The following is a 19,419-nucleotide window of genomic DNA, read 5'->3' as shown; positions in this document are numbered from 1 at the left end:
GCACTCCTTGTGGCGGAAGGTGGTTGGGCTGACAGGGTTACCAGCGTTCGATCCAGGGGCGCAGGTCGAGCTCGAAGGTCCAGGCATCCCGTGGCTGGGTGTGCAGGTACCAGTAGCTGTCGGCAATGTGCCGGGGATCGAGGATGCCGTCCTGGTCTTTCAGGGCATAGCGCTCGGGGAAGCTGTCGCGGATGAATGCCGTGTCGATGGCACCGTCCACCACCACGTGGGCCACATGGATGTTTCGCGGCCCCAGTTCACGCGCCATGCTCTGGGCCAAGGCGCGCAGGGCGTGCTTGGCACCGGCGAAGGCAGCGAACCCTGCCGCACCGCGGGTGCCTGCGGTAGCACCGGTGAAGATCAGCGTGCCGCGCTCACGGGTGACCATGCGCCGAGCCACGGCCTGGGCGGTGAGAAAGCCGGCAAAGCAGGCCATTTCCCAGATCTTGAAGTACTTGCGCGGGGTTTCTTCGAGGATGCTGCAGGGCACGTTGGCGCCGATGTTGAACACGAAGGCTTCGATCGGGGCGATATCGCGCTCGATGGTCTCGATCAGCTCGGCCACGGCCTCTTCCTTGCGCGCATCGGAGCCGAAGCCGTAGGCCTCGCCACCCGCCGCACGGATCTCGTCGACCAGGGGCTGGAGCTTCTCGGCATCCCGGCGGGTCACGCAGGCAATGTAGCCTTCGCGGGCGAAGCGCTTGGCGATCTCGCCGCCAGTGGCATCGCCTGCCCCTATCACCAGGACCGCTTTGGGTTGTGCTGTCATCGGCATCTCCGTTGGCAAACCATCGTTGGGTCAACGAACGCTATGCCATTGGCGGCCCGGTGTCATCCTCTGCCCGCGAAAAGCACAGCCCGAGGGCTGTGCATTGATGCGGGCTGGCCTTCAGATCTTGAACGAGGCAGTTGCTGCTGCGCGGTCGGGCCAGCCGTGCTCAGAGGAAAGTGAACACCGTCTCGGCCGGCAGTCGCGACTTGCTCAGGCCGGCGTTGAAATCGTCTTCGCTGCGATATCCCAGGGCCAGCAGCACGACACTGGTGAAACCCTGCTCGCGCAGGCCCAGTTCGGCGTCCAGCGCCTTGCTGTCGAAGCCTTCGATCGGTGTGGCGTCGAGGCCGTGGGCGGCAGCGCCCAGCAATGCAGTGCCCAGGGCCAGGTAGGTCTGCTTCTCCATCCAGTGCTGGGTATCCTTGAGGTCGTGGCGGTGCAGGTTCACGAAGCCGAGACGGGTCTGCTCCTGCATGGCGCGGGCCTGGTCATCACGAAAACGACCATCGGCCGCCTCCTGAGCCAGCACCGCGTCCAGGTGCGCCTCGGTCATTTCGGTGCGGGTGGCGAACACGATCACGTGCGAGGCGTTGAGGATCTTCGGCGTGTTGTAGGCGAAGGCCTCGGTGCCCTTGGCCAGGCGCGCCTTGCCTTCGGCACTGGAGGCGACGATGAAGTGCCACGGCTGGGAGTTGACCGACGACGGGCTGTGGCGCAACTGCTCGAGCAGCGCATCGATGGTCGCCTGGGGGATGGTGCGGCTGGCATCGTAGGCCTTGGTGGTGTAGCGGCGCTTGGCCAGGGTGACGGTATCCATGGGAACTGCTCCAGTCTGGGAAATAATGGTGTGCATCTTATCTTTCCTGCAGCAAAGAAAAAGCAGCACAATGCAACAACACTTTCACCCCAGGAGTGAAAATGCTGCGTCTCGACGATCTGCACCTGTTCATTCGCTCCAGCGCCCTGGGCAGCTTTACCGCCGCCGCCGTTGAGGCCGGCCTGCTACCGGGCCAGGTGGCGGCGGCGATCAAGCGCCTGGAGCGTGAGCTGGATGTGCGCCTGTTCGCCCGCACCACCCGCAGCCTGCGCCTGACCGCCGAGGGCGAGCTGTACCTGCCCACCGCCCACAGCGTGCTGGAAACCCTGCGCCATGGCCGGGAAAGCCTGCACGGCGACCACCGCGAACTGCGTGGCGTGCTGCAGGTGTCGGCACCTTCGGACGTGGGCCGCAACCTGGTGCTGCCCTGGCTCACCGAGTTTCGCCGCGAGCACCCGGGGTTGAGCCTGCGCTTCTTTCTCTCCGACGAACTCGCCGACCTGTACCGCGACCCGGTGGATGTCGGCATCCGCTATGGCATCGACGACACCGCCAACTACATCTCGCTGCCACTGGCGCCGTGGAACCGCCGGGTATTGGTCGCCGCTCCCGCCTACCTCGCCCGCCGCGGCCGCCCGCATACCCCGCAGGACCTGCAACAGCACGATTGCCTGCTGTACCTGCAGCAGTCGCGAGTGTTCGACCGCTGGCAACTGGGCGAGCAGACAGTGCAGATCAGCGGGCCGCTGTTCTGCGACGATGCCGACGTGGTACGGCGCTGGGCGCTGGCCGGCGAAGGCATCGCCTTCAAGTCATGGCTGGACGTGCGCGCCAATGTTGCCGCCGGCGAGCTCGAGGTGCTGATGCCGGACTTCCCCGGCGACCTGCGGCCCCTGACCCTGGTGTGCCCGCACCGCAAGCAGCTGTCGCCGGCGGTGGCGCGCCTGCACCAGTGGCTGCAGGGCAAGTTTGCGCAGTTGCAGCCCAACCCTGGCTAGTGCGCCTTGCAGGAAGACTCGGCCCGCTCCTGGGCATCCTTGCCAAGCATCAGCACGCCACCATAGATGGCACACAACCAGCCACCCCGGTCATGCACCTGCTGTCGAGCGGTGTCCACGACCGCGAACATCTTGCCCACCGTCACGGTTGGAATGACGTAGGCGGGAATCAGCAACGCCAGCGTCAGCACCCAACGCACTATCCAATTAGCGTTGGCGCCATGCTCGCGCATGACGAAATAACACTGGGCATCGTCAATGACCCGGCCCTGGGCAAGCACTTCCAGAACATGCTCGTCCTGGCTGCTGAAGGGTGTTGCACCCGCAGCCCCGCTCGTCGATTGCCTCGCGCGCAAGCCCGCCAATATCTTGCCAGCCTCGCCACGCAGCACCCTGGCACTGCCTTCACGCCTGATCAGGTCTTCAAAGGTCGAATACCGATACGCGCCGGGCGCGCACAGGTGATACACCACGGAAAACACCAGCAAGCTCAGACCGCTTAGCCAGTACATGAACAAACTGAAGGGCAATTGCTTGATATATCCCGCCAGCTTGAAACCTTCGACCGCCAGAGGTACGACGCTCAGGGCCACAGTCACCAGAAGCATGAGTTTGCTGGAGGCGATCAGCGACAGGAATTTCCAGTCATGGGCAAACCCCACCGTCGGCGCTCGCAAGGATATGCCACAGCACACGAGGATGCACAAGCTGACGAACGCCACGTAGGCGGTCAACAGCCAGGTGCCCGAGGGATCTATGTTCTGGACCAGGGGAATCAGGATCAAGATCGCTGCCACTTGGGCAATCATGGCAGTGACGACCATGACCAGCAGCACCTGCAACCATTTTTTTGAGGTGTCTTTCATCAGACCAACAGCTTCCTGCAAAAAACACCCAGTATACCGGCTCAGTGCCACCATCCGACCCATCCCATGCACATCCGTTCTAAAACCCGCAGCGCTTTTAGGCTAAGGTGAAGACTCCCTTTCGCAGGCCCCGCCCATGTCCAACTGGATCGACCTCAAGCAAGACGCCGACACCGGCATCGAGTCGGTCCGCGCGCATTTCGTCGGCCATGCCTACGACCCGCACTGGCACGACAGCTTCCTGGTCGGGGTCACCGAACAGGGTGTGCAGCAGTTCAATTGCCGGCGGGTGCGGCACCAGAGCACGCCAGGCCAGGTGTTCCTGCTGGAGCCGGGCGACCTTCACGATGGCGACGCCCCCACCCGCGAAGGTTTCACCTATTCCACGCTGTACCTGGACTCGAAGTGGCTGGAAAACGAGCTGCACACTTTGTTCGAACAGGCCCCTGCGGGCTGCCTGCCGGCCTTTGCCGACACCCTGTGCGCCGACCCGCGCCTGGCGGGTGCCACCTCGCGCGCCTTCCAGGCCATGCACGGCGGCGAACTGCGGATCGTGCGCCAGACCGCCATGGACGACCTGCTGTCGTGCCTCACCCGGCACCTGCACTGGCGCAAGCGCCTCGATCCCGACCCACGCCTGCCACTGTGCGCCCAGCGGGCGCGTGACTACCTGCACGCCCATGTCGACCAGGACATCGGCCTGAACGAAGTGGCGCAGGTCTGCGGCGTCGATCGCTTTCGCCTGACCCGCGCCTTCAAGGCCGCCTTCGGCCTGGCACCGCACGCCTACCTGATCCAGCTGCGCCTGGCCCGTGCACGGCGCCTGCTGGCACGCGGCGACACTCCCAGCGAGGTCGCCATGGCCTTGGGCTTCGCCGACCAGAGCCACCTGGGCCGCTGGTTCCGCCGCGCCTACCGGCTGACGCCGGCCGACTACCGGCGGCGCTGCTCAAAGCTTCCAGACTGAACCCGTCCCCAAGCCTGACCATGGTGCTCCGAACCACAGGAGCCTCACCATGTCGTCATCGCTGTTGCCCTTCATCCTTTTTGCCTTGGTCGCCAGCATCAGCCCCGGGCCGACCAACCTGCTGATTCTCGCCCATGGCGCGCACAACGGCCTGCGTGCCAGCCTTGCGCCGATCTTCGCGGCCTGTGCGGCGGCTGCGGCGATCGTCTGGGTAGTAGGCCTGGGGCTGGGAGAGGTGCTGCTGCGCCACCCGCTGGCGCAGCAGGTGATGAGCTGGGTGGGCGTGCTGTGGTTGAGTCGCCTGGCCTGGCAGTTGTTCCGCGCCGCTGGCGAGCCCTTGCATGCCGCCGCGCGGCAGCGCTTCGGGGTCGGCAGCGCGGCGTCGCTGCAACTGGTCAATCCCAAGGTCTGGCTGATGGCGGTGGCGGTGATCGGGGTGTTTGCCACGCCAGGATTGCCGGTGTGGCAACTGGCGCTGGTGTTTCTGGTCGTCGCCCTGCCCTGCATGGGCGCCTGGGCACTGCTGGGGATCGGCAGTGCCCGCTGGCTGCGTTCGCCCAGGCACCTGCAGCGCTTCAACCAGTTGCTGGCCTTGTTGCTGCTGGTCGCGGCCTGGTCGGCGCTGCTCGCCTGAGCGTCAGGGCTGTGCCGTCGGCGTCGCCAGGGCCTGGCGGAAACGCTGGGTGCTGGCCAGCGCAAGGGCCAGCCCGACCACGGCCACCCCGCCACCGACCAGGCCGATGTTGGCCACGCCAAGCTGGCTGCTGACGATACTGCCCAGCAGTGCCCCGCCACCGATACCGATGTTGTAGATCCCCGAGAACAGTGCCATGGCAACATCGGTAGCGTCGGACGCCAACTTGAGCGTCTTCGACTGCAGCGACAGGCTGAAACTCAGGATCGCCACGCCCCAGAACATGCTCAGCACGGCAAACGCGGCGAAGTTCCCCGACAGGGGCAACAGCAGCAACAGGCACGCGGCCAGACAACCGATCGAACCGACCAGGAAACCGTGCGGGAAGCGGTCGCTGTAACGGCTGAACAGCACCGAGCCGAGCACACCCGCTCCACCGAACAGCAACAGGATCAGGGTGGTGTGCTCACCGCTGATCTGCGCCACATGCAGGGCGAACGGTTCGATGTAGCTGTAGGCGGTGAACTGTGCGGTGATCACCAGGGTGACGAGCAGGTAGGTGATGACCAGCGCACGGCGGCGGAACAGGATCGGCAGGCTGCGCAGCGAGCCCGAGTTCTGGCTCGGCAGCAACGGCAGCGATTTCATCAGGCACAGCATGGTGGCCAGCGCCACGCCGGCGATGCTGAGGAAGGTGATGCGCCAACCCAGCGCCTCGCCCACCACCCGCCCGAGCGGAATACCCAGGACCATCGCCAGGGTGGTGCCGGTGGCCAGCAGCCCGAGCGCCTTGGCCTGCTTGCCAGCCGGCGCCACGCGCACCGCCAGCGACGCAGTGATGGCCCAGAACACCGCGTGCGACAGCGCAATGCCGATGCGGCTCACCAGCAGCATGGCGAAGCTCTGCGCCATCCACGACAGCAAATGGCTGACGATGAACACCAGGAACACGAACAGCAGCAGGCGCCGCCGCTCGACGTTGCGGGTCATCAGCATCATCGGCAACGAAGCCAGGGCCACCACCCAGGCATAGATGGTCAGCATCAGGCCCACCTGCGCGGTGGTCATGTCGAAACTGCGGCCGATGTCGCTGAGCAGCGCGACCGGAACGAACTCGGTGGTATTGAAGATGAAGGCCGCCAGCGCCAGCGCGATCACGCTCAGCCAGCTGCCGCCACCTGCCGGTGCAGGGAGGGAATCAGGTACGGGTCCGTTCATGGAGGCCAATGCAATCTCCGCAGGCAAAGCGATAGGACGCGCGCCACATGCCCGGGTTCGGGCCGCGGATGCGCGGTTTGTTATTGAAAGGAATACCCGGCATGGTACGCGTCAAGGCCGGGCCTCACAACCGCGCGTGCACGGAGTACCATGAGCCACTGTAGCAACAACATGCGGAACAAGGAGTCCGATCCGCTCATGGACAAGCAACACCCCCAGCAGCAGTGGCAACAGGCGGTCACCGCCTACGCCGAGGCCGTCAACCGCCATGTCGCGCAGGGCTGCGCACACGGCCACGACCCGGCACCGCCGCCCTGCCCGCCGGCCACCGACCATCTGCTCGACGCCTGGCAAGCCGCCCTGCAGGCAATCAATCGTCCCGGTACCGACGAGCACCAGCGCCAGCTGTTTCGCGACGCCTGGCCGCCGGCCCACCATCCGTTGCTGCCGCTGCTCGAGCGCCATGGCCAGGGTGTCGCCCAGGTGCTGCTGCTCGATGACGGTCGCCTGCTGGCGCGCATCGGCATGCCCCACGAGAAGGGCCAGGTGGTGCAGATCGATCGCCACGGCGTGACCCCGATGATCGGTGTCGAGCACTTCGGTCGCTGCCCGCGGCGGCGCTACTTTGCCCTGGCCAATGCCGAGGGGGTGCGCATCATCGACGGTTGGGGCGGCCCACAGGTCGCCAGGCTGTCCTGGCCGCACGGCCTGGAGGGCCTGCCGCCGGGCTACCCGTTCGACCCCTTCGACCTGCCGCCCACACCGACGCGCCTGCTGCCCCTGGCCGATGGCCGCCGGGTGCTGCTGGTCAGTGCCGAAGGGATCTTCCTGCTGGCCGCACAGGGTGCCACCCGCCTGCTGCACCGCGAGGCAGACATCCTCGCGCAACTGGCCGACGGCACCGACCCGGATGACCTGGTGCTGTCGCTGACCCAGGCTCACGCCGCGCTGTCGCCCGATGGCCGCCTGATGGTGCTGGGCGAGCAACGCGGCAACCACCAGGTGCTCGACGAACACCTGCAGGCACTGACCGAGATCGTGCCGGCCGGCGATCGACCGCACTTCGCCCTGTTCAACCAGTCCGGCGACCACTTGCTGCTCAATGCCATCCAGGGCGAACGCGGTGCCACGCTGGGCCTCGCCGTCGCCGAACTGGCCAGCGATCCGCAGGTCACGATGTTGCAGGAAGGTGCACGGTTTCATGCCGGGGTGGCCCGTGAAGGCGAGTACATCCTCGGCGATACCGAGGGCTATCTGCGCGCCTTTGGCGAAGACGGCGGCGAACGCTGGCGGCATTACCTGGGCTCGGCCATCAGTGCCATGGACATCAGCGCCGACGGCCGTACGCTGGTCGCGGCCAGCCATGCCGGATTCATCTCGCTGATCGCCCTCGATAGCAGGCGACCAGCCTGGCAGATCGGCACCGGCGAGCATGCCGAACTGCGCCGCTGGCTGTTCTGGAAGGGGTGGGAGAAGGCGATGGTCTGGTAGCGCCTGTGCTGGCCCGGTCGCGGGGCGCAAGCGCGTCCCGCGATTGGGCCAGCACCCGGATCAGGCCTGCAACGTCGCCATGTCGATCACGAAGCGATACTTCACGTCACCCTTGAGCATCCGCTCGAACGCTTCGTTGATGTTGCGGATATCCAGCATTTCGATGTCGCAGCGAATCCCATGCTCGGCGCAGAAATCCAGGACTTCCTGGGTTTCGGCAACGCCACCGATCAACGAACCGGCCAGCACCCGGCGCTTGATCACCAGGTTGGCCGCATGCACCGGCGGATCGACCGGTTCGATCAGGCCCACCAGGATGTGCACACCGTCGAACTTCAGGGTTTCCAGGTAGGGATTGAGGTCGTGCTGCACCGGGATGGTGTCGAGGAGGAAATCGAAGCGCCCGGCCGCCTCGCGCATCTGCGCCTCGTCGCTGGAGACGATCACGTGATCGGCCCCCTGGCGCCGCGCTTCCTCGGCCTTGGCCGGCGAGCGGGTGAACAGCGTCACCTCGGCGCCCAGGGCCTTGGCGAACTTGATGCCCATGTGGCCCAGGCCGCCCATGCCGAGCACGCCGACCTTGTGCCCAGGCCCGACGCCATGGTGCTTGAGCGGCGAGTAGGTGGTGATGCCGGCGCAGAGGATCGGTGCCGCGCTGGGCAGGTCCATCCCCTGGGGAATGCGCAGCACGAAGTGCTCGCTGACCACGATGCTGCTGGAGTAGCCGCCCATGGTGTTGCTGCCGTCGATACGGTCGGGGGTGGCGTAGGTCATGGTCGGACCTTCCAGGCAATACTGCTCCAGGTCCTTGCGGCATGCCTCGCAGTGGCGGCAGGAGTCGACCATGCAGCCGACACCGACCAGGTCGCCGACCTGGTACTTGCCGGCCTTCTCGCCTACCGCAGTCACCCGTCCGACGATCTCGTGGCCGGGCATCAACGGATAGACGGCGATGCCCCATTCATTGCGGGCCTGGTGCAGGTCGGAGTGACAGACTCCACAGTAGAGGATTTCGATGGCCACGTCGTCCGGGCGCAGGCCACGACGCTGGAAGGTCATGGGTGCCAGGGGCGTGGTGGGGGACTGGGCGGCGTAACCGATGGCGGTGTACATGCTCTGGACCTCGCAAGGTTGAAACGATTCAGGCTGCGCATTCTGCGCATCGAAACGCCCTCGGCCCACAACCGATTCTCCGGCATTCGTGCCTGATTCTCCGGACTTGACCGGAACGATCTGGCGCTGGACTGTCAATCTGCGAAGATGCCAATGTCTGATCCTCTGCCCCCGGTTCGCCCATGCACCTGACCCAACACGTCGACGCCAATGCCCCGCTCTGTTCGCTGATCCGCGCCCTCGCCTCGCGCCCGGGTTTCGTCGATACCCACCTGCCACAGGTCCAGGTGCTGTCCTGGGACCACTACGTCGCCAGCAGCCCGCAGATCTACGAGCCCAGCCTGATCATCCTCGCCCAGGGCAGCAAGCTGGCACGCCTGGGCCCGCGCACGCTGGAATACGGCGCCGGGCACTACCTGATCCAGGCGCTGTCGGTGCCGTTCATGTGCGAGACCTTCGCCACCCCGCAGGCGCCGATGCTTGGCGTGGCCGTGGACATCGACTGCACCGTGCTCAGCGAACTGGTGCACAGCATGGACCTGCCACCGGATCCGGGCGTGCAGGCGCAGACGCCGCAGTCGATGAGCTCCGCCGCACTCGACGCCCCCATGCGCGCCAGCGTCGAGCGCCTGCTCGAGTGCCTGCAGGACCCGCTGGATGCCAAGGTGCTGGGGCCGACCCGGGTGCGCGAAGTGCTGTATACCGCGTTGCGTGGGCCGCAGGCCGGCGTACTGAGGGCGCTGGTCGAGCAGCAGGGGCATTTCGCGCGCATCGGCACGGTGCTCACCTACCTGCGCGACCACTATGCCGAGCCGTTGACCGTCGAGGCCCTGGCCAGCCGCGCCAACATGAGCGTGTCGACCTTCCATGAGCATTTCAAACGCTGCACCGAACTTGCGCCGGTGCAGTACATCAAGCGCCTGCGCCTGCTCAAGGCCCAGCAGATGCTGATCGGCGAGCGCCTGGGCGTGGCCCAGGTGGCGCACCGGGTGGGCTATCAGAGCACCTCGCAGTTCAGCCGCGAATACAAGCGCGAATTCGCCCGCAGCCCTGGCGACGAACTGCCCTACCGCAGCCTGCCGGTGTAACCCCGGGCTCAGGCCTGGCGCAGGACCATCGCCACGATCCCGGCGCGCAGCTCAGCCTTGGCCTGCGCCGGCTCCACCTCACCCGACGCCGCTGCCTGCGACAACGCCTCGGCCGCGCCGACCAGCAGACGCAGCCCCGCCAGGCCGATATCCGCCCGCGGTGCAAAGGGCGCCAGGGCCTGGCGGCACTTGTCCAGGAATGGATCTTCGTAGCCGCGCTTGAGCGCCTCGAGCTCCGGCGAGCCGGCGAGTGCCGCGCTGACGCCCGGAATTTCACGGCCCTGGGTCATCACGCAATCGACATAGGCCTCGGCGATCACCGCGGCCCGCGCCTCGAGCGCAACCGGGCAATCAGCCAGCACCGCCTCGAGCATGGCGGTCTGACGCGCGTCGTATTCCTCATAGAGCGCCACCAGCAAGCCGTTGCGCGTGTCGAAGTGATCGTACACCACCGGTTTGGTCACCCCCGCCAGCTCGGCCAGGCGCCCCAGGCTCAGGGCATCGGTGCCTTCGTCGCGGACCATCTGCCAGGCGACACCGATCAGTTGCCGTCGACGATCATCGCGAGTCAGGCGTTTGCGCACGGGACGGGTTTCATCGCTTGACATCGATTACCTACCAAAAGTAACTTACTAAACGTAACTTACGCCGAGTATATAACGCCCGGCCCTTTCCTGCACGTCCCCAAGGAATACACCCATGCACGCCCTGATTGTCCTGGCTCATCCCGACGCCAACTCGCTGACCCACGCCCTCGCCCGCCAGGTTGCCGATGGCCTGGCCAGCGCCGGCCACAGCAGCGAAATCGCCGACCTGGCCGCTGAAGGCTTCGACCCGCGCTTCGCCCTCAGCGACCTTGAAGTCCACCGCCACCTGGCCACACCCTCGGCCGACGTGCTCGCCGAGCAGGCGCGCATCGAGCGTGCCGACACCCTGGTACTGGTCTACCCCGTGTACTGGTGGTCGTTCCCAGCCCTGCTCAAAGGCTGGATCGATCGCGTCTTCAGCAACGGCTGGGCATTCGGCTACGAAGACGGCAAGACCACCAAGCTGCTCGGCCACCTGAACGTCCACCTGGTCGCCATCGGCGGTACCGACGCCGGCCTGTTCGACCGCCACGGCTACGGGGCGGCGATGCGCGTACAGATCGAGCACGGCATCTTCGACTGGTGTGGCGCCCAGGTGTCGAGCTCGATCCTGCTGGACGAAAGCGAAGGCCCCGACACCGCGCAGCACCTGCCGACTGCCTACTCCGTCGGCCAGCGCCTGTTCCCGGCTCAGGCCTCGTCCAACGCCCACTCGGCGAGCGGCCAGTAGCGCCCCTTGCGTGATTCGTACAGACCGAACCTGCGGGCGTTGAGAAAGAACTCCGGGGGTTGGCCGGCTTCGGGCGGCGACGCCTTGTAGTCCCGCGACAGGGTCAGGTGCGGGCGGTAATCGCGGGCCTGTTCGGCAATGCCCAAGGGCAGCGTCAATTGCTGCAGGCGGTAGACCAGTTGCCGCAGGCCGTCGGGTGTGGCGCTGGGCTCGAGCACCAGCGCACCCGCACGCCGCCATACCTCGAGACGATCGAGCAGCAGGCGGATCGGCGCAGCCGGGCGCACCATCCCCTCCACGGCGGCGCACAGCGCAGGCACCTGGGCGGCATCCACGTCGCCCAGGAACAGCAGCGTCACATGGAAATTCTCGGCCAGCACCGGCTTGCCGGCCCTCAACTGCAGATCACGACGCCATTGGGCAATCGCCCGCCGCTGGGCCTCGGACAAGGCCAGGGCGAAGAACAGGCGCTTGAAAGGCGCGCCGACCGGGCGGACATCCTGAACCATCACTCACTCCTCAAGGGCCCGCAAGCGCGGGCCGAACAGCATCCAGCACACAGGAAACCGCTGCGTAGAACGTACGATGTTTCATCTTCATCAATCAGCAATGTCTGAACAATAGGTACAAACTGACGACACGATTGTTTATGCTGGCGGGCTACAGCCATGGCGCATGGCCATTTTTATTCGACAAGTAACCGTCCATGAAAATTGCACTCGTACTGATCTTCGTCCTCTCGATCGCCTATGTTCACCTGCGCGGTCGGGTTCGTCACAAGCTGACCCGTCAGTTGGGTGACCATTCCAGCTTCCTCGCCCCGGTCAACAGCTTCCTCTACCTGTTCTCCAGACACCCGGCCAAGCCCTACCTGCCGGTCGAGTCGTTCCCCGAGCTGCAACCGCTCAAGGACCACTGGCAGGAGATCCGCGAGGAAGCCCAGCAGTTGCTCCACGCCGGCGAGATCAAGAAGTCCGACAACTACGACGACGTGGGCTTCAATTCGTTCTTCAAGACCGGCTGGAAGCGCTTCTACCTGAAGTGGTACGGCGAGAGCCACCCCTCCGCCATGACCCTGTGCCCGCGCACCACCGAGCTGCTGCAAGGCATCGGCACGGTCAAGGCAGCGATGTTCGCCACCCTGCCGCCAGGGGCCAAGCTGGTCCGCCACCGCGACCCTTATGCCGGTTCCTATCGCTACCACCTGGGCCTGGACACGCCGAACGACGATGGCTGCTACATCGATGTGGACGGCGAGAAATACTCCTGGCGTGACGGCGAGGCGGTGATCTTCGACGAGACCTACATCCACTATGCGGCCAACACCACCGAGCACAACCGCATCATCCTGTTCTGCGATGTCGAGCGGCCGCTGAAGTATCGCTGGGCGAGCGCCTTCAACCGCTGGTTCAGCCGCAACGTCATGGCCGCCGCCGCTGCCCCGAACGATGCCAACGACAAGACCGGCGGCATCAACCGCCTGTTCACGCGCATCTACAAGATCCGCGAGCGTGGCAAGGCCATGAAGAAGCGCAACCGTACCCGCTACTACCTGGAGAAGTGGGCCGTGGTCGCCGCGCTGGTGCTGCTGTTCGTCTACATCTGACCCATCCTCTGCAGCCTCGTTGCCCTGGCGCAACGAGGCCTGCCCTCCTGCCGATCTTCGACTAGCCTGATAGCTCCTGTTGCCAACCTCGCAAGGTGAACACGATGAGCATGATGGACTGGGACGCCTACCGTAAGCAGTTGATGGCCGGCATCGGCGATCTCAAGCAACTCTCCCCCGATACCGTGGCCGGCTATGCCACGGCCAGCGCTGCCGGCGCCAAGACCCACCACCTCGACGCCAAGACCCGCGAGCTGATTTCCCTGGCCGTGGCGGTGACCACCCGCTGCGACGGCTGCATCGCCGTGCATTCGCAGCAGGCGGTCAAGCAGGGTGCGACCCGCGAGGAAATCGCCGAAGCCCTGGGCGTGGCCGTGGCGATGAACGCCGGTGCGGCCTTGGTGTACTCGGCGCGGGCGCTGGATGCGGTCGGCAAGGCCGGCAGCTGAGCGTCGCGGGCGCCGCCGCACTTGCATGACGGCGCCCATCCACCCAGACTTGCCGGCCCAGCCCGAGCAGGAACCGCCATGATCCACCTTCGCCCCATGACCCCGGACGACTTCGAGCGTTTCTGGCCAACCTTCCAGGCGATCGTCCAGGCGCGCGAAACCTATGCGTACGATCCGCAGTTGTCGCAGCAGCAGGCGCGTCACCTGTGGCTGGAGATGCCGCTGCGCACCCTGGTGGCCGAGGAGGACGGCGAGTTGCTGGGTTCCTACTACCTCAAGGCCAATGCCGCAGGCCCCGGCGCGCACGTGGGCAACTGCGGGTACATGGTGACGCCGCAGGCACGCGGTCGTGGCGTGGCACGGGTGATGTGCGAGCACTCGCAGAAGCTGGCCCGCCAGGAAGGCTTCCTGGCCCTGCAGTTCAATTCGGTGGTGGCGAGCAACGAGGTGGCGGTGGCGCTGTGGCACTCACTCGGTTTCGAGACCGTCGGACGCCTGCCCAAGGCTTATCGCCATGCGACGCTGGGCCTGGTCGATTGCCTGGTGATGTACAAATGGCTGGCCGACGAGCCGGTGACGGAGAAGCCGGCGCTGCTGATCGGGCGCAAGAACATCGAGGCGCGGGTGTCGCGGCGACGGGGGCGTTAGCCCCGGTCACTGCGGTCTGCAGGAACGGCACACGCCCGCCCCTGCATGACGCATACAGCCATCTGAGGCATCAGAACGCCAGGCCGACCTTCACGCCAAACTCGTCACGCTTGAGCTTGTTGTTGTCGGCGACCGGCGAATCCTCGTCGAGCTTGTACTCGGTGCGGGTGTAGTACACGCCGGCCTGGATCGGCATGCCGCCCTGCTGGTTCATCAGCAAGGTGACTTCGGCATAGGGGTTGGTGCGGTCCTTCATGTCGACGCTGTCGCTGCCGAAATCGTCGACCTTCAGGCGCGCGCGACCATCAATGGTGTGACGTGCACCGACTTCGACACGCAGGGTCGAGGCGTCGAACTGGTGGTTGTAACCCAGGGCCGCCTTGGCGAACGGCGACTTGTAGGTCAGCTTGGTGTCCAGATCGTTGATCTCGGGCTCGAAGCGGGTCCAGCTGTAGCCGCCGCCGACGATGACGTCGACGAAGTTGCGCGCATCCAGCGCGGCACGCCAGCCAAGGTCGAGGTCGGCCTGGGCCTCCTTGAGCTTGTTGTCGTTCTTCTTGCCGTATTTGGCTTCGGCACCGATCTGGTAGATGAAGCCGGATTCGGCAGTCATCTTGTTGCCGAAGTTGGCGAACACACCGCCTTGGCCCAGGTGCTCCTTGTCGGAGTCGCCGCCGCCTTCGAACTTGAACTTGTCGTAGGAACCGAGCAGGCCGAAGGTGAACAGCGGGTCGGTGCTGGGGGCTGCCATCGCTGCCAGGGGGGCGCCGAGCAGGGCCAGGGCGCAGGTGTGACGCAGCAGTTTTCCAGTGAACATTCGCGAAAGTCTCCATGACGTGAATAAAAAAGGGCGAACGAGCGGTTCGAGACAACGCATGCAGGAAAAGTTCGAAAAAAATTCAATAAAAACGCGCAACCTCGCAGTCCTTCACAGATTTACGCCCATCCAAACGATTGACTCCCCTTGCGTTCGGTGGTCAGATGCGCGCCAGTTTCAGGTGTCCTGCGCCGCCGTGCGCAGGGTGAAACGGGAAGCCGGTGCGTCTTTGCAGACAAGTCCGGCGCTGTCCCCGCAACGGTAAGCGAGCGAAGCTTTCGACACACCACTGTGCATCTGCATGGGAAGGTGAAGGCTTCACGACCCTCGCAAGCCCGGAGACCGGCCTGACGCTTCAGTTGGCAAACCCGCGGTGGGCGGGCGCAGGCCGGTGTTCGCGTGCGCGCCTGCGTGCGTGTTGCTCGTCTTTGCGTTGTTTCCACCGGGCTCCATTCATTCCTGAACCCGTGGAACGACATGTCCCGACACTTCACGCTTCACACCCTGGCCGCCTGCATGGCCGTCTCCCTGCCGGCCCTGGCCGAGCAGCCGCAAGGCAAGGTCCTGGACCTGCCTTCGACCGCCATCACCGACACCCGTGACGAGCACACCGTCGACCTGGCCACCCCCACCCAGGCAGGTTCGCGCCTGAACCTCAGTGCCCTGGAGACACCGGCCAGCACCAGCAGCATCACGTCCGAGCAAATCCAGCAACGCGCCAACCTCACCGTGCAGGACGCCGTGACCCGCTCACCCGGCATCACCTCGGTCGGTACCCCGGGCAACGGCAACACCGCCCTCTCCGCCCGCGGTTTCACCGGCCATTCCTCGGTGATGACCCTGTTCGACGGTTCGCGCCTGTACACCGGTGCCGGCACCCAGACCTTCCCGGTCGACCCGTGGATGGTCGAGCGCATCGACGTGATCCGCGGCCCGGCCTCGGTGCTCTATGGCGAAGGCGCCACGGGCGCGGTGATCAACGTGATCCCGAAAAAGCCCTTCGACGGCGAGATCCGCAACCACCTGCGCCTGGGCTACGGCTCGTGGGATCGCCAGCAACTGGGCCTGGACAGCGGCGGCAGCCTGAGCGAACGCCTGAGCTACCGCCTGACCCTGAACAAGCAGGAGGGCAACGGCTGGGTCGACCGCACCGACTCTCGCAGCCTGGCCCTGAGCGCCGCCCTGCGCTTCGATGCCACCGACGACCTGAGCTTCACCCTGGCCCATGAGCGCGGCGATGCGCAGCCGGCCAACTATTTCGGCACGCCGCTGATCGACGGCCACCTGCGCGACAGCCTGCGCAAGAAGAACTACAACATCCAGAACGATGTGCAGCGCTACCACGACGAGTGGACGCGCTTCAATACCGACTGGACGATCAGCGACAGCGTCACGGCCAGCAACCAGCTGTACTACATCAAGAGTCGCCGGCATTGGCGCAATGCCGAGGACTACCAGTGGATTGGCGAGCAAGAGCAACTGCTGCGCAAGGGTTATCTGGAGATCAAGCACAACCAGGAGCAGATCGGTGATCGCCAGAGCTTCACCTTCGATCACTCGCTGTTCGGCTTGAACAGCAAGACCGTGGTGGGCGCGGAGTACAACAAGATCCGCTTCAATGTCGACAACAACTCGCCGTACAAAGATATCGGTGGCGACTATATCGATCCGTGGCACCCGGCGCCCGGTTGGTTCCAGAGCCAGAATGCAACCCGGCCCCAGACCCTCTCCACCACCCACACTTTCGCGTTGTTCGCCGAGAACCGCACCCAGCTCACCGATCGTCTGTCGCTGGTAACCGGTATCCGCCGCGACCAGAACCATATCGACCGTGACAACCTGATAGATGGCAGCCGCGTCGACCGCAGCCTGCAGGGCGGCAACTGGCGCGCCGGCCTGGTGTTCGCGGTGACCGACGACCTGTCGTTGTACGGTCAGTACTCCACCAGCGAAGACGGTGTGAACAACCTGATCAGCCTCAGCACGCGCCAGATCAACTACGACCTCACAGAGTCGAAACAGACCGAACTGGGCCTCAAGCAGCGGTTCTGGGACGGTCGTGGCGAATGGACACTGGCGGCGTATCACATCGTCAAGAAGAAGCTATTGGTGAATAACCCGGCGTCTGCTCTACATGAGCCACAGCAAGCCGGGCAGCAGACCTCCGACGGTGTGGAAGCAACGCTGGAACTGGACCTCGGCAATCAATGGCAAATGTCCGCGAACGCAGCGGTGGTACGTGCCAAATATGATGAGTTCAATGAAGTGGACGATGACGATGACGATGTCGTCCATGATCGCGCCGGCAACCGCCCGGCCAACGTCCCGCGCCGCACCGCCAACCTCTGGCTGAGCAAAGGCTTCGGCCAGACCGTCGACGCCGGCGTCGGCCTGCGCTACGTCGACCAGCGCTATGCCGACACCGCCAACGCCTACAGCGTCCCCGGCTACACCGTGGTCGATGCCAACCTCGGCTGGCAGGTGCTGCCCGACGTGCGCCTGGGCCTGCAGTTGAACAACCTGTTCAACCGCGACTACGTGGTTGCCGCCCACAGCGACGAACAATGGCTGCTGGGCGCACCGCGCTCGTACTTCGCGACGGTGGACTACAGCTTCTGATCCTGTAGACCTTGCCGGCCCCATCGCGGACTTGTCCCGCGATAGGGCCCGGCAAATCACCACAACACAAGAGATATAAGATAACATTCCAAATCTTAGTCAATTCTCATTGCAGCCCCATGCCATCCACCCCACTCTCTTCCCGCCTGCACAGCATCGACGCCCTGCGCGGGCTGGTGATCCTGTTCATGCTGCTGGACCACGTGCGTGAAACCTTCTTCCTGCACCGTCAGGTCACCGACCCGATGACCCTCGACGCCACTGAGCCCGCCCTGTTCGCCAGCCGTACCCTGGCCCATCTGTGCGCGCCGGTGTTCGTCCTGCTGACCGGGCTGAGCGCCTGGCTCTATGGCGAGAAATACCAGGGTCGTGCCGATGTCTCGGCATTCCTGTTCAAACGTGGGTTGTTCCTGGTGGTGCTGGAATTCACCCTGGTCAACTTCGCCTGGACCTTCCAGTGGCCGCCGAGCGTGATCTACCTGCAGGTGATCTGGGCCATCGGCCTGAGCATGATCGTGCTGTCGCTGCTGGTGTGGCTGCCGCGCCCGCTGCTGATGGCGCTGGGGCTGATCATCATCGCCGGGCACAACCTGCTCGACGACCTGCACTTCGCCCCCGGCACCTGGTTGCACGCGCCCTGGGCAATCCTGCACGACCGTGGCTGGCTCGAGGTGACGCAGAACTTGCGCCTGCGCACCTCCTACCCGCTACTGCCGTGGATCGGGGTGATCGCCGTGGGTTACGCACTCGGCCCCTGGTTCGCCCGTGGCAGCGACGCCGCCCGTCGCCAGCGCCGCCTGTTGCTTGCCGGTGGCGCTGCGCTGCTGGGCTTCGTCGCGCTGCGGCTGGTCAACGGCTACGGCGAGGCGCCGTGGAGCGTGCAACCGGACCTGACCCAGACCCTGATGAGCCTGCTCAACATCACCAAGTACCCACCGTCGCTGCTGTTCCTGCTGCTGACCCTGGGCACCGGCCTGTTGCTGCTGCGCACTTTCGAACGCGCCGGCCAGGCGCGCTGGATCGGCGTGCTGACTGTCTTCGGCAGTGCGCCGATGTTCTTCTACCTGCTGCACCTGTATGCCCTGAAAATCCTCTACCTGATCAGCCTCGGCCTGTTCGGGCGCAACCAGGGTGAATATTTCGGTTTCGACGGCATAGCCGCGCTGTGGCTGATGGCGGTATTGCTGGCGGCGGCACTGTACTGGCCGGTGCTGAAGTTCGCCGGGTTCAAGGCCCGGCGCCGGGACATACGCTGGCTCAAGTATCTGTGAGCGACAAGGGCCGAATCGTTTACCATCGCAGCCCCCTACGACGGAAAACCTTGAGATGAACAGGATGATTCAGTTCGTGGTGGTGGTCGTGCTGTGCACGGCCATCGGCACGCTCTGCGAACGCTTTGGTGTGAACCAGTACCTGAAATGGCTGCTGATGGCGTTGCCCGCGATCATCTGGGTGCGCTTGCGCAACCCGATGAAGGACTGACCGGGCAACGTCACAGGCTCAGTAGTTGGAGCGGTCGTAGCCCGAGCCATCGGTCGCGCGGATGAACGCATCGTAATAGGCGAACAGATTGCTGCCTTTTTCGTAGAGGACAGTGGCGAAGTCCTGCGGTGGGACGTTGCCCTGCTCCCAGAAGCGGTTCATCTGCCCACTGAGTAGATAAGGCAGGTAGTCTTCGTTCACCGTGTTGCTGTGAATATGCGAGCGGCCGAAGTACAGGGCCGAGATCAGTGCAATCTGGTCATCCGGCGGCAGGCTCGCCAGAAACGCCTGGGTCTCTTCAACCGAGGCGAATGGCAGCCTGGGGGTGATCGCGTTGATCAGCAGGTCGATGTGCATGCAGGTCTCCTGGGTGGGTTCGACGGCTATTTACCCGCCAAGCCGCACACCGGGTCAAAAACACTGCGTTGAACTGCCAGACGCAATACCAGGACGATTGCCCACGATCTTTCCCATGCTGCCACGCCTGCGGGCCTTGCAGTAAACTCAAGCCCTCGAA

Annotated in this window: 21 protein-coding genes and 1 riboswitch; of the genes, 12 read left to right on the top strand and 9 right to left on the bottom strand. The window is 64.9% G+C overall.

What is annotated here, in order from left to right:
• Window positions 1–37: 37 nt before the first annotated feature.
• Together AC1TXO_RS10990 and nfsB are read right to left on the bottom strand one after the other, a co-directional pair.
• The gene (locus AC1TXO_RS10990; protein WP_486406330.1) at window positions 38–769 is read right to left on the bottom strand and encodes an SDR family oxidoreductase; all 732 of its coding nucleotides are present in this window, start codon (window positions 767–769) and stop codon (window positions 38–40) included.
• A gap of 169 nt (window positions 770–938) precedes the next feature.
• Window positions 939–1,589, bottom strand: coding sequence for an oxygen-insensitive NAD(P)H nitroreductase (gene nfsB / locus AC1TXO_RS10985; RefSeq protein WP_486406329.1), 651 nt, complete (start codon window positions 1,587–1,589; stop codon window positions 939–941).
• A 101-nt stretch (window positions 1,590–1,690) separates the two neighbouring features.
• On the opposite strand from nfsB, the gene AC1TXO_RS10980 reads away from it, so the two are divergent.
• The gene (locus AC1TXO_RS10980; protein ID WP_486406328.1) at window positions 1,691–2,587 is read left to right on the top strand and encodes a LysR family transcriptional regulator; all 897 of its coding nucleotides are present in this window, start codon (window positions 1,691–1,693) and stop codon (window positions 2,585–2,587) included.
• Here AC1TXO_RS10980 and AC1TXO_RS10975 read toward each other — a convergent pair.
• On the bottom strand, window positions 2,584–3,453 hold the full coding sequence (locus AC1TXO_RS10975) for a hypothetical protein (RefSeq protein ID WP_486406327.1): 870 nt from the start codon (window positions 3,451–3,453) through the stop codon (window positions 2,584–2,586). The two genes, AC1TXO_RS10980 and AC1TXO_RS10975, sit on opposite strands and share 4 nt — an antisense overlap.
• A gap of 136 nt (window positions 3,454–3,589) precedes the next feature.
• On the opposite strand from AC1TXO_RS10975, the gene AC1TXO_RS10970 reads away from it, so the two are divergent.
• Window positions 3,590–4,420, top strand: coding sequence for an AraC family transcriptional regulator (locus AC1TXO_RS10970; RefSeq protein WP_486406326.1), 831 nt, complete (start codon window positions 3,590–3,592; stop codon window positions 4,418–4,420).
• A gap of 49 nt (window positions 4,421–4,469) precedes the next feature.
• Window positions 4,470–5,054 carry a LysE family translocator gene (locus tag AC1TXO_RS10965; RefSeq protein WP_486406325.1) on the top strand — a complete coding sequence of 195 codons (585 nt, stop codon included), beginning with the start codon at window positions 4,470–4,472 and terminating at the stop codon, window positions 5,052–5,054.
• 3 nt (window positions 5,055–5,057) lie between these two features.
• Here the strand turns inward: AC1TXO_RS10965 and AC1TXO_RS10960 are convergent, their stop codons facing one another.
• The gene (locus tag AC1TXO_RS10960; protein WP_486406324.1) at window positions 5,058–6,272 is read right to left on the bottom strand and encodes a sugar transporter; all 1,215 of its coding nucleotides are present in this window, start codon (window positions 6,270–6,272) and stop codon (window positions 5,058–5,060) included.
• A gap of 198 nt (window positions 6,273–6,470) precedes the next feature.
• Here AC1TXO_RS10960 and AC1TXO_RS10955 point away from each other — a divergent pair, with 198 nt between their 5' ends.
• Complete coding sequence (locus AC1TXO_RS10955) at window positions 6,471–7,763, top strand: hypothetical protein (protein ID WP_486406323.1); 1,293 nt, start codon at window positions 6,471–6,473, stop codon at window positions 7,761–7,763.
• Between the two features lie 60 nt (window positions 7,764–7,823).
• On the opposite strand, the gene AC1TXO_RS10950 is transcribed toward AC1TXO_RS10955, so the two are convergent.
• Complete coding sequence (locus AC1TXO_RS10950; protein WP_486406322.1) at window positions 7,824–8,876, bottom strand: NAD(P)-dependent alcohol dehydrogenase; 1,053 nt, start codon at window positions 8,874–8,876, stop codon at window positions 7,824–7,826.
• Between the two features lie 182 nt (window positions 8,877–9,058).
• On the opposite strand from AC1TXO_RS10950, the gene AC1TXO_RS10945 reads away from it, so the two are divergent.
• Window positions 9,059–9,964 carry an AraC family transcriptional regulator gene (locus tag AC1TXO_RS10945; protein WP_486406321.1) on the top strand — a complete coding sequence of 302 codons (906 nt, stop codon included), beginning with the start codon at window positions 9,059–9,061 and terminating at the stop codon, window positions 9,962–9,964.
• Window positions 9,965–9,972: 8 nt separating this feature from the next.
• On the opposite strand, the gene AC1TXO_RS10940 is transcribed toward AC1TXO_RS10945, so the two are convergent.
• Entirely contained in the window at window positions 9,973–10,572 is a 600-nt protein-coding gene (locus tag AC1TXO_RS10940; RefSeq protein ID WP_486406320.1) for a TetR/AcrR family transcriptional regulator, read from the bottom strand.
• Between the two features lie 91 nt (window positions 10,573–10,663).
• On the opposite strand from AC1TXO_RS10940, the gene AC1TXO_RS10935 reads away from it, so the two are divergent.
• Window positions 10,664–11,281, top strand: a complete 618-nt coding sequence (locus AC1TXO_RS10935) for an NAD(P)H-dependent oxidoreductase (protein WP_486406319.1) — start codon at window positions 10,664–10,666, stop codon at window positions 11,279–11,281.
• Here the strand turns inward: AC1TXO_RS10935 and thpR are convergent.
• Window positions 11,242–11,790, bottom strand: a complete 549-nt coding sequence (gene thpR, locus AC1TXO_RS10930) for an RNA 2',3'-cyclic phosphodiesterase (protein ID WP_486406318.1) — start codon at window positions 11,788–11,790, stop codon at window positions 11,242–11,244. The genes AC1TXO_RS10935 and thpR overlap by 40 nt on opposite strands.
• A 197-nt stretch (window positions 11,791–11,987) precedes the next feature.
• Between thpR and lpxO the strand changes: the two genes are divergently transcribed.
• From lpxO to AC1TXO_RS10915, 3 genes are all read left to right on the top strand, one after another.
• Window positions 11,988–12,887, top strand: coding sequence for a lipid A hydroxylase LpxO (gene lpxO, locus AC1TXO_RS10925; protein WP_486406317.1), 900 nt, complete (start codon window positions 11,988–11,990; stop codon window positions 12,885–12,887).
• Window positions 12,888–12,991: 104 nt separating this feature from the next.
• The gene (locus AC1TXO_RS10920) at window positions 12,992–13,336 is read left to right on the top strand and encodes a carboxymuconolactone decarboxylase family protein (RefSeq protein ID WP_486406316.1); all 345 of its coding nucleotides are present in this window, start codon (window positions 12,992–12,994) and stop codon (window positions 13,334–13,336) included.
• Between the two features lie 78 nt (window positions 13,337–13,414).
• Window positions 13,415–13,984, top strand: coding sequence for a GNAT family N-acetyltransferase (locus tag AC1TXO_RS10915; RefSeq protein WP_486406315.1), 570 nt, complete (start codon window positions 13,415–13,417; stop codon window positions 13,982–13,984).
• 70 nt (window positions 13,985–14,054) lie between these two features.
• On the opposite strand, the gene AC1TXO_RS10910 is transcribed toward AC1TXO_RS10915, so the two are convergent.
• Complete coding sequence (locus tag AC1TXO_RS10910) at window positions 14,055–14,801, bottom strand: outer membrane beta-barrel protein (protein ID WP_486406314.1); 747 nt, start codon at window positions 14,799–14,801, stop codon at window positions 14,055–14,057.
• 162 nt (window positions 14,802–14,963) lie between these two features.
• Window positions 14,964–15,166, top strand: a riboswitch (cobalamin riboswitch).
• Between the two features lie 112 nt (window positions 15,167–15,278).
• Between AC1TXO_RS10910 and AC1TXO_RS10905 the strand changes: the two genes are divergently transcribed.
• From AC1TXO_RS10905 to AC1TXO_RS10895, 3 genes are all read left to right on the top strand, one after another.
• Window positions 15,279–17,420, top strand: a complete 2,142-nt coding sequence (locus tag AC1TXO_RS10905) for a TonB-dependent receptor (protein ID WP_486406313.1) — start codon at window positions 15,279–15,281, stop codon at window positions 17,418–17,420.
• A gap of 119 nt (window positions 17,421–17,539) precedes the next feature.
• The gene (locus tag AC1TXO_RS10900) at window positions 17,540–18,691 is read left to right on the top strand and encodes an acetyltransferase domain-containing protein (protein ID WP_486406312.1); all 1,152 of its coding nucleotides are present in this window, start codon (window positions 17,540–17,542) and stop codon (window positions 18,689–18,691) included.
• A 55-nt stretch (window positions 18,692–18,746) separates the two neighbouring features.
• A complete protein-coding gene (locus AC1TXO_RS10895; RefSeq protein ID WP_486406311.1) occupies window positions 18,747–18,902 on the top strand; it encodes a hypothetical protein in 156 nt (51 codons plus the stop codon).
• 18 nt (window positions 18,903–18,920) lie between these two features.
• Here the strand turns inward: AC1TXO_RS10895 and AC1TXO_RS10890 are convergent, their stop codons facing one another.
• Window positions 18,921–19,259 (bottom strand): hypothetical protein, encoded by a 339-nt coding sequence (locus AC1TXO_RS10890; protein WP_486406310.1) that lies wholly within the window; start codon window positions 19,257–19,259, stop codon window positions 18,921–18,923.
• Window positions 19,260–19,419 lie beyond the last annotated feature (160 nt).

The organism is Pseudomonas sp. FA117, from assembly GCF_057370475.1.
Note: the sequence above shows the minus strand (reverse complement) of the source record. Positions and strands in the feature narration are given on the sequence as shown.

What these genes read in the sequence shown, in the direction of transcription:
- AC1TXO_RS10990 (WP_486406330.1), bottom strand. Translation starts at nt 769, where the DNA reads ATGACAGCACAACCCAAAGCGGTCCTGGTGATAGGGGCAGGCGATGCC.
- nfsB (WP_486406329.1), bottom strand. Translation starts at nt 1,589, where the DNA reads ATGGATACCGTCACCCTGGCCAAGCGCCGCTACACCACCAAGGCCTAC.
- AC1TXO_RS10980 (WP_486406328.1), top strand. Translation starts at nt 1,691, where the DNA reads ATGCTGCGTCTCGACGATCTGCACCTGTTCATTCGCTCCAGCGCCCTG.
- AC1TXO_RS10975 (WP_486406327.1), bottom strand. Translation starts at nt 3,453, where the DNA reads ATGAAAGACACCTCAAAAAAATGGTTGCAGGTGCTGCTGGTCATGGTC.
- AC1TXO_RS10970 (WP_486406326.1), top strand. Translation starts at nt 3,590, where the DNA reads ATGTCCAACTGGATCGACCTCAAGCAAGACGCCGACACCGGCATCGAG.
- AC1TXO_RS10965 (WP_486406325.1), top strand. Translation starts at nt 4,470, where the DNA reads ATGTCGTCATCGCTGTTGCCCTTCATCCTTTTTGCCTTGGTCGCCAGC.
- AC1TXO_RS10960 (WP_486406324.1), bottom strand. Translation starts at nt 6,272, where the DNA reads ATGAACGGACCCGTACCTGATTCCCTCCCTGCACCGGCAGGTGGCGGC.
- AC1TXO_RS10955 (WP_486406323.1), top strand. Translation starts at nt 6,471, where the DNA reads ATGGACAAGCAACACCCCCAGCAGCAGTGGCAACAGGCGGTCACCGCC.
- AC1TXO_RS10950 (WP_486406322.1), bottom strand. Translation starts at nt 8,876, where the DNA reads ATGTACACCGCCATCGGTTACGCCGCCCAGTCCCCCACCACGCCCCTG.
- AC1TXO_RS10945 (WP_486406321.1), top strand. Translation starts at nt 9,059, where the DNA reads ATGCACCTGACCCAACACGTCGACGCCAATGCCCCGCTCTGTTCGCTG.
- AC1TXO_RS10940 (WP_486406320.1), bottom strand. Translation starts at nt 10,572, where the DNA reads ATGTCAAGCGATGAAACCCGTCCCGTGCGCAAACGCCTGACTCGCGAT.
- AC1TXO_RS10935 (WP_486406319.1), top strand. Translation starts at nt 10,664, where the DNA reads ATGCACGCCCTGATTGTCCTGGCTCATCCCGACGCCAACTCGCTGACC.
- thpR (WP_486406318.1), bottom strand. Translation starts at nt 11,790, where the DNA reads ATGGTTCAGGATGTCCGCCCGGTCGGCGCGCCTTTCAAGCGCCTGTTC.
- lpxO (WP_486406317.1), top strand. Translation starts at nt 11,988, where the DNA reads ATGAAAATTGCACTCGTACTGATCTTCGTCCTCTCGATCGCCTATGTT.
- AC1TXO_RS10920 (WP_486406316.1), top strand. Translation starts at nt 12,992, where the DNA reads ATGAGCATGATGGACTGGGACGCCTACCGTAAGCAGTTGATGGCCGGC.
- AC1TXO_RS10915 (WP_486406315.1), top strand. Translation starts at nt 13,415, where the DNA reads ATGATCCACCTTCGCCCCATGACCCCGGACGACTTCGAGCGTTTCTGG.
- AC1TXO_RS10910 (WP_486406314.1), bottom strand. Translation starts at nt 14,801, where the DNA reads ATGTTCACTGGAAAACTGCTGCGTCACACCTGCGCCCTGGCCCTGCTC.
- AC1TXO_RS10905 (WP_486406313.1), top strand. Translation starts at nt 15,279, where the DNA reads ATGTCCCGACACTTCACGCTTCACACCCTGGCCGCCTGCATGGCCGTC.
- AC1TXO_RS10900 (WP_486406312.1), top strand. Translation starts at nt 17,540, where the DNA reads ATGCCATCCACCCCACTCTCTTCCCGCCTGCACAGCATCGACGCCCTG.
- AC1TXO_RS10895 (WP_486406311.1), top strand. Translation starts at nt 18,747, where the DNA reads ATGAACAGGATGATTCAGTTCGTGGTGGTGGTCGTGCTGTGCACGGCC.
- AC1TXO_RS10890 (WP_486406310.1), bottom strand. Translation starts at nt 19,259, where the DNA reads ATGCACATCGACCTGCTGATCAACGCGATCACCCCCAGGCTGCCATTC.